The organism is Methylovulum psychrotolerans, from assembly GCF_002923755.1.
GTDB lineage: Bacteria > Pseudomonadota > Gammaproteobacteria > Methylococcales > Methylomonadaceae > Methylovulum > Methylovulum psychrotolerans.
Map to the genome: position 1 here is coordinate 42,391 of NZ_PGFZ01000015.1, position 6,701 is coordinate 49,091.

7 protein-coding genes are annotated in these 6,701 nt (G+C 49.2%); 1 reads left to right on the forward strand and 6 read right to left on the reverse strand.

Annotated elements, in window-relative coordinates; all coding sequences use genetic code 11:
- Positions 1–134: 134 nt before the first annotated feature.
- Positions 135–353, forward strand: a complete 219-nt coding sequence (locus tag AADEFJLK_RS20710; protein ID WP_146054688.1) for a hypothetical protein — start codon at positions 135–137, stop codon at positions 351–353.
- Between the two features lie 168 nt (positions 354–521).
- Here AADEFJLK_RS20710 and acs read toward each other — a convergent pair whose 3' ends face one another.
- From acs to AADEFJLK_RS20740, 6 genes are all read right to left on the reverse strand, one after another.
- Complete coding sequence (gene acs, locus AADEFJLK_RS20715) at positions 522–2,465, reverse strand: acetate--CoA ligase (RefSeq protein ID WP_103975602.1); 1,944 nt, start codon at positions 2,463–2,465, stop codon at positions 522–524.
- Between the two features lie 284 nt (positions 2,466–2,749).
- On the reverse strand, positions 2,750–3,820 hold the full coding sequence (locus tag AADEFJLK_RS20720) for an SRPBCC family protein (protein ID WP_103975603.1): 1,071 nt from the start codon (positions 3,818–3,820) through the stop codon (positions 2,750–2,752).
- 572 nt (positions 3,821–4,392) lie between these two features.
- Positions 4,393–4,749: a glutaredoxin family protein gene (locus AADEFJLK_RS20725; protein WP_103975616.1), complete on the reverse strand. Its 357-nt coding sequence runs from the start codon at positions 4,747–4,749 to the stop codon at positions 4,393–4,395.
- Positions 4,750–4,869: 120 nt separating this feature from the next.
- Positions 4,870–5,307, reverse strand: coding sequence for a hypothetical protein (locus AADEFJLK_RS20730; RefSeq protein ID WP_103975604.1), 438 nt, complete (start codon positions 5,305–5,307; stop codon positions 4,870–4,872).
- The gene (locus tag AADEFJLK_RS20735; protein ID WP_103975605.1) at positions 5,304–5,603 is read right to left on the reverse strand and encodes a DUF2281 domain-containing protein; all 300 of its coding nucleotides are present in this window, start codon (positions 5,601–5,603) and stop codon (positions 5,304–5,306) included. Before AADEFJLK_RS20735 ends, AADEFJLK_RS20730 begins: the two co-directional genes overlap by 4 nt.
- Positions 5,604–6,078: 475 nt before the next feature.
- Complete coding sequence (locus AADEFJLK_RS20740; protein WP_103975606.1) at positions 6,079–6,630, reverse strand: DUF7946 domain-containing protein; 552 nt, start codon at positions 6,628–6,630, stop codon at positions 6,079–6,081.
- Positions 6,631–6,701: the final 71 nt, after the last annotated feature.

Below are 6,701 nucleotides of genomic sequence, written 5' to 3' on the forward strand. Positions count from 1 at the left end.
AAAATACCTACTCCCCCCCCAACGGAAAACCAACCCCAAAGCTTATCCTAGCAAAGGTTATGATGTCGCCTAGTTGCCGCTCTGGTATTTTACAGGCGGTGCCGCGCCCAACCTTCGCTTACAGGAACAACGCCATGTCTAAAACCACCACCGACCTTGCTTTAATCGCCCGCTCTGGCGGCGGCATTACTATTTCATCGGCAAAAACCACCGCCGACCTCAGCACCATTGCGAAAGCAGGTATCGGGTCGGGGGCGTTTTTGATTATTCGGGCGGCGGGGAAAAAGACTACGGCGGATTTGTGCGTGATTGCCGCCGCTAATCCTGGGCATGTGCTGTTTGAGTTTGACTAAGGAATAGCCAATAAAGGATAAGGGCTTGGAGCGTGGGCATCTTGCCCGCCACGCCTTTGCGGGCAAGATGCCCGCGCTCCTACAAGATACCTTTCATGCCGCTGCCTAAGGCGATAGATGACGGCTTACGCTAAAGCCGTAAACCGAACGGCACTACTCCCAACCCCATCACCCCCGATTAATCCGGTTAGCAATAATCTCCTCAACCACTGACGGATCAGCCAAGGTCGATATGTCGCCGAGGTTATCCAACTCATTGCCGGCGATTTTCCGCAAAATCCGGCGCATGATTTTGCCGGAGCGGGTTTTCGGTAGCGCGGGGGCCCATTGGATGGCTTCGGGGCTGGCGATGGCGCCGATTTCGTTTCTGACTAGGGCGATCAGTTCTTTTTTAATCTGCTCGGAAGGTGTAGCACCCATTTGCAGGGTGACAAAGGCATAGATAGCTTGGCCTTTGATGTCATGCGGGAAGCCGACCACGGCGGATTCGGCGACGAATTCATGCAGGTTTAAGGCACTTTCAATTTCTGCCGTACCCAAGCGGTGGCCGGAGACGTTCAGCACGTCGTCAACCCGTCCGGTAATCCAGTAGTAGCCGTCGGCATCGCGCCGCGCCCCGTCGCCAGTGAAATAATAGCCCGGATAGGTTTTAAAATAAGTGTCGATAAAGCGCTGGTGGTCGCCGTAGACCGTACGCGCTTGGCCGGGCCAGGGGTGGTTGAGCGCCAGCACACCTTCGGCCACGCCCTCCAGCACTTGCCCGCTGGTCGGGTCGAGGATGACGGGTTGTACGCCAAAGAACGGCAAGGTCGCCGAGCCGGGTTTTAAGGCGGTCGCGCCGGGCAAGGGGGTGATTAAAATGCCGCCAGTTTCGGTTTGCCACCAAGTATCGACGATGGGGCAGCGTTTTTCGCCGACAACATGGTAGTACCACTCCCAAGCTTCCGAGTTGATCGGCTCGCCGACACTGCCCAAAATCCTCAGGCTGCTCCGGTCGGTGCGGGTGACGAACGCGTCGCCTTGCGCCATCAGGGCGCGGATGGCGGTGGGGGCGGTGTAGAAGATATTGACTTGGTGCTTGTCGATCACTTGCCAAAAACGGTCGGCTTCGGGGTAAGTCGGTATGCCCTCAAACATCAGCGTGGTCGCGCCATTGCATAAAGGCCCGTAGAGCACATAAGAATGTCCGGTAATCCAGCCGACATCGGCGGTACACCAGTAGACATCGCCGTCGTGGTAGTCAAAGATGTATTTGTGGGTCATGGCCGCATACAGCAAATAGCCGCCCGTGCTGTGCTGTACGCCTTTGGGCTTACCTGTGGAGCCGGAGGTATATAAGATGAACAGCGGATCTTCCGCATCCAGCCATTCCGGCTCGCAGTCTTCTGCCGCCAAGGCCATCGCTTCGTGGTACCAGACATCACGGCCTTCTTGCCACGCCACCGTTTGCCCGGTGTTTTGGATGACAATGATTTTTTCTATACTAGGGCAATTCGCCGCCGCCTTATCGACGGTGGCTTTAATGGGGATGACCTTACCGCCGCGATAGCCTTCATCGGCGCAGACCAAGTAACGGCATTGCCCGTCTTGGATACGGTCTTTTAAGGCTTCGGCGGAAAAGCCGCCGAACACCACCGAATGCACCGCGCCGATACGGGTACAGGCCAGCATGACCACCGCAGCTTCGACAATCATCGGCAAATATACGCAGACATGGTCACCTTTGCTTACGCCTTGGGCTTTGAGGACGTTGGCGAATTTGCAGACTTGCCGGTGCAGTTGCGTGTAGGTGATTTTTTGGGCTTGATCGGGTTGATCGCCTTCCCAGATAATCGCCACTTGTTCACCGCGTGTTGCCAAATGCCTGTCCAGACAGTTGTAACTGACATTGAGCTTGCCGCCTTCAAACCAACGGATATAAGCGCTGGGGTAATCATAAGCCATCACCTTATCCCAGCGTTTTTGCCAGGTCAAAAATTGTCCCGCCTGTTCGTCCCAAAACGCTTCAGGCTGGTCGATAGACTGCTGGTAAAGGCGTTGGTAGGTTTCGGTGGTGATATGGGCGTGGTCGGCAATATGCGGTTTGACGTGGTAAAGATGCGGGTCGGACATGGGGCGGTTCCTGAGCGGGTTAACGGGCTGGGTAGTGGCGGTATTATAAACCTTTGCGACGGCTTGAACCTATTGCCTTATGGAGGCAGGCCCGTCACCCATTAAGAGGCACAGAGACAGACCAACCGGATAGGCTGGATTAGGCGCGAGGTTAAAGCCCTTGGCAAAGGCATTCCACTGGAAAGGCCGTAATGAACGGAGTGCAATGGTCTTCAGCCATTGCACGATATAACCGTGTGTACCTTAACGTCGGCTCCTATTTCTGTGGCAAGTGGTGAGGCTATTCATACCCTGCTACCTAATGCGCTAGGGCTGGGTAACTCGGCACGGGTTTTATAGAACTGCAAAATGGTCTTCGCCGTATCCGTTACCAGAAACCGCGCCCAAAAATCCGCGTAATGGTTAAAATTTGTGCTGACACTGGTGTTGACTTGAATGGTCAGACGTGTGCCGTTGGCTTCCGGTTGTAAGGCATAGGCGGTGGATTCCATATTGAAATAATGCCCGCCGATGACGATATGCTCGTCAAGCGAACCGGGCGGAAACGAGTCGGCGGTAAATTTATAATCCCAAGCGATATAGTGGTTTGGCTCCCATGCGGTGATAATCTCGGCAAATTTCACTCCGCGCTCCCACTGTAAAGCCCGCAAGCCGCCGACCTTACCTTCGAGAGTCCGCGCCTCCATAGGATAAGGGGCACCGATTTGGTAAACCAAGCCGTCCTTAAGCTCTGCTTTTTGGATATTCAAGGGATAATTGATATGTTGCCAAATGGTCGCGGGCGGTGCGGCGATAAAAATGCTTTGGGTAACGGTTTGGTGTAAGGTGGTCGCAGGTAGCCTTTGCTCTAACGGTGCCAGCATAAACGGCATGAATAAACCCACCGACAACAGTTTAGGGCTATTGGATAAACCCAATAAAGAGCCTAATGCCGTACAAATAACCCCCAATATCGCCAAGACAATGAATATCGGTAACGCCATCACAATACAAACCGTACCTTCCCGCAATAACGCCCCAGCGGCAAACACAACCAAGACAATAGACAACAGCGATAGCGTACCGGAACCGACCCAGCCCGCCAATTTTCGCCGTTTGACGAAATAACTGATTAACATACCCATAGCAAAGGGAATGCCCGCCAAAAATGACACTAACATTAAGCCGCTAACGCCTTTTGCGGGTGCGGAAAAGAGCAGGGCAAAGATTTTGTAAGCGCTTACCCCATACAAGGCGCCGAGCCCCATGATGCCTGTTCCGGCAATCATCTTTAAGCTCCACAGGGTAAGATTAACGCCACCCAAGGTATAAGGATAAGGATAAGGCGATGGGGGTTTAGGTTCTAAATTTGGCATAGTGTCACCATAATCAGTAAAGTGATGAAGGGCAGCATCCACCTTAAGGCGGGATTTATAGCCATTAACTAGCGTCTTAAATGTGGCAAGGCAAAACCATAGCATTGGCTTACACCATAAACAGCACTACTTTGCCGTTAAGAGCAATGCCAAGTAGTAGGTAAAGGTTTTCGCCTTGTGGGCTTGCAACAAGGGTTATGAAAACAGATGCTAGGGTAGTGTTAAAAAGCCGGATCAGCTTCCTATTTGATAAAATAGGAACAATAAATTCTGCTTTTAGGGGCTTTTTTGCTTTTCGCCGGACAATAAAAAACCCGCAAAGCCTTGGGCTTGCGGGTTTTTGAATCTTGTTGCGGGCGATCCGCTTAAATAATAGTAGCTGGGAAGAATTGCCATTATTCTCTTGTAAGGGTCAGTCCGTTATTTTCTTACAAAAGCGTCTTTGCTAAGTAGCTTGATGAGCAAGCCAAGACGCTTTTCTGACCGATATAGCCTAACCGCCAATGCCTCCGTAGGAACGGACAAACTAGCCGCTAATAAAATGCGCTCTTTACCGCTGGAAAATGAAGATGTTAAGCACCGCCCTTATTAGCCAAAGCTTTGCCCATCTCACCAGGGTCGTAGCCATAAATGGGTACTCCGTTAATCACCACGATAGGTACGCCGTGGCCGTGCAACTGATTATAGCCGCTACGGCCTTGCTCGGAATGCTCAATATCCAAGTCGGTGTACTTTATATGGTGTTCGGCAAAATATTTGCGGGTTTTAGCGCAGTACCCACACCATGTTGTCGAGTATAAAATAACTTCGTTTTGTCCGGTTTGACGGGTAATGGCAGGTAGCGGGTCTAGCCAAGCACTGATTTTGTCGTGGTTTTGGATAAGCCCGCCAGTAATGGTGGCCAATGCAAGAAAAGTGCTGGTTTTCATGTTGTTGCCGATAGCTGCCGAGGGTTTGCGCAAATGATCGTTATTTTAACCGCTTTAAGGCAATTGCTATTAACGTTCATTGCTGGCGACCGAAGCTAGGCCATCTTATTTGAATCGTGGTCAGACAGTTGCAGTACCTGCGCGAACACTCTTGCGCCGAAGATAAGCGCCCAATGCGTAACAAATAGGCGTGATAGCGACCAGCGCGAAATGCAGCGGCACAGAATCAGAGGCTTTCCCGAAAATCAAAGAATATACGCCGATTCCTACACAAAGCCATGAGGCTAGTACACCGTTGAGAATCTCATCGTGCTTAGCAAGCCATGCCGCAATATAGCCGCCAAAGATTGAGCAACTAAGGCCAATAAATAATTGCACACTATAGAGTCCGATATTGCTATGAATAGCTTCCACCGCAGCCATGCCGAGCTGATCTTTTGGCAAACCCAACAGGCCTCGACTGCTTATGACGTATATACTGAGCGGAATTCCTAGAATACCTGACAACACGACATCAGTGATGCCACCGATAGCAATGCCTTTGAATGAAACTTTCATCTTTTTCCAATGCCGTGTTTAAATGAAAAATCTAATTTTTCCTTATAGGTTATTGAAAACTGCTCATCCGTTTCAATACAACTCAAACCGGCTTGTTCAAAAGCCCGATAAATGGGGGGAACCGTTGGCATTTCTTGGGCGCTTGGCGTATCAAGATTGCCTTTGTACTTATTGCTTTTCAACAAGCCACGATCTAATTTGTTTTTCAACAGCGCAATAAAATCGAGAACCTCCTGCTGCTCCTGTTCAGGCAACATTAAAAGTTGCGAAGTGATTTCTTGGGCGGATAAATTCATTGGACAGACTCCTCTGCTTTATATTTTTTTGCTGAACTTACCATAATGGCTGCTTGTTAACTATCTTTCTTGATGATCGGGTATTAAGTGGCGTTTTGACGTTCTATACAAGTGCCGAACGTAAAAAAACCGAACTTCAAAGCCGCTAACCGACGGCACGCCACTTGGACTGACTTTTTGAATTAAACTTATGAATTACTTTCTATTTCTAGACAGCTATCAAATCCGGGCTACACACTTACTTCATGCAACTGGTATCGCTTGAGCCTTCCGTCGCGCGAATTGACTTTTGTCACATTTGCTGAAAGGGCTTCAAAATTACCTCGTGCAACTTTCCCTAAATTATCTGCCATGAGCGTTTTTTGATCATCATTCAACTCTAGCGTTGGTCTAAATCCGTGAGACATTGAGTCAATATCCGTAATAAACCGACCTGTACCAGTTCGCGCATTAAAACGACTTACAGCAACTTGAATTACCTCACTACCAGGCTCAATAATCTCTGTTTCCAGGTACTCAAGAGTGGAATCATCGAATGTGACAGTGGTTGGCGTCCTAGCGATAATGCCACTGTGTAACCTTGGTATTTCACAGGAGAATGAGCTGTAAGAAGCGCATTTTCCAGTCGTTGAAGAAGGTCTTCGTTCTCTTGCATCAGTGCCAGAATTTTTTTCTTTGCTTTTTTGTTCTTAATAGCCCATGGAATTCCAAGAAGCGAACAGAATGCATATTTGAGAAGATCATACAATCCGCTTTTTCCAAGATCAGTTAAAAGCGACAACGTTTCGGAATCGGTAACTACGAGCTGAATAATTTGCTCTAACGACCCTATTGAATTTTTTCCTAAAACAATTCTAAAACCACGAGCTGCTGGTGCGCGAACAACTATTTCTTCATTAATGAATGCGTGTGCTGCAACTAGCATAAATTCGGAGAGAGCCGCAAGACTGTTTGCTCCGTAATACATATCCAATCCGTCAAACATATTTCTTCCCGAATCGTACTTAATGCGAAATAAAACTTCCATTTTTGAATGCAACCTCTAATGATTATTAATTTCGACTTCTAATACTCGATGTTCAAGTTTTTAACATTCAG

Bases quoted from the DNA above. Each gene is read 5' to 3' on its own strand.
- AADEFJLK_RS20730 (WP_103975604.1), bottom strand. From the start codon at position 5,307: ATGAAAGTTTCATTCAAAGGCATTGCTATCGGTGGCATCACTGATGTC.
- AADEFJLK_RS20740 (WP_103975606.1), bottom strand. From the start codon at position 6,630: ATGGAAGTTTTATTTCGCATTAAGTACGATTCGGGAAGAAATATGTTT.
- AADEFJLK_RS20710 (WP_146054688.1), top strand. From the start codon at position 135: ATGTCTAAAACCACCACCGACCTTGCTTTAATCGCCCGCTCTGGCGGC.
- AADEFJLK_RS20725 (WP_103975616.1), bottom strand. From the start codon at position 4,749: ATGAAAACCAGCACTTTTCTTGCATTGGCCACCATTACTGGCGGGCTT.
- acs (WP_103975602.1), bottom strand. From the start codon at position 2,465: ATGTCCGACCCGCATCTTTACCACGTCAAACCGCATATTGCCGACCAC.
- AADEFJLK_RS20720 (WP_103975603.1), bottom strand. From the start codon at position 3,820: ATGCCAAATTTAGAACCTAAACCCCCATCGCCTTATCCTTATCCTTAT.
- AADEFJLK_RS20735 (WP_103975605.1), bottom strand. From the start codon at position 5,603: ATGAATTTATCCGCCCAAGAAATCACTTCGCAACTTTTAATGTTGCCT.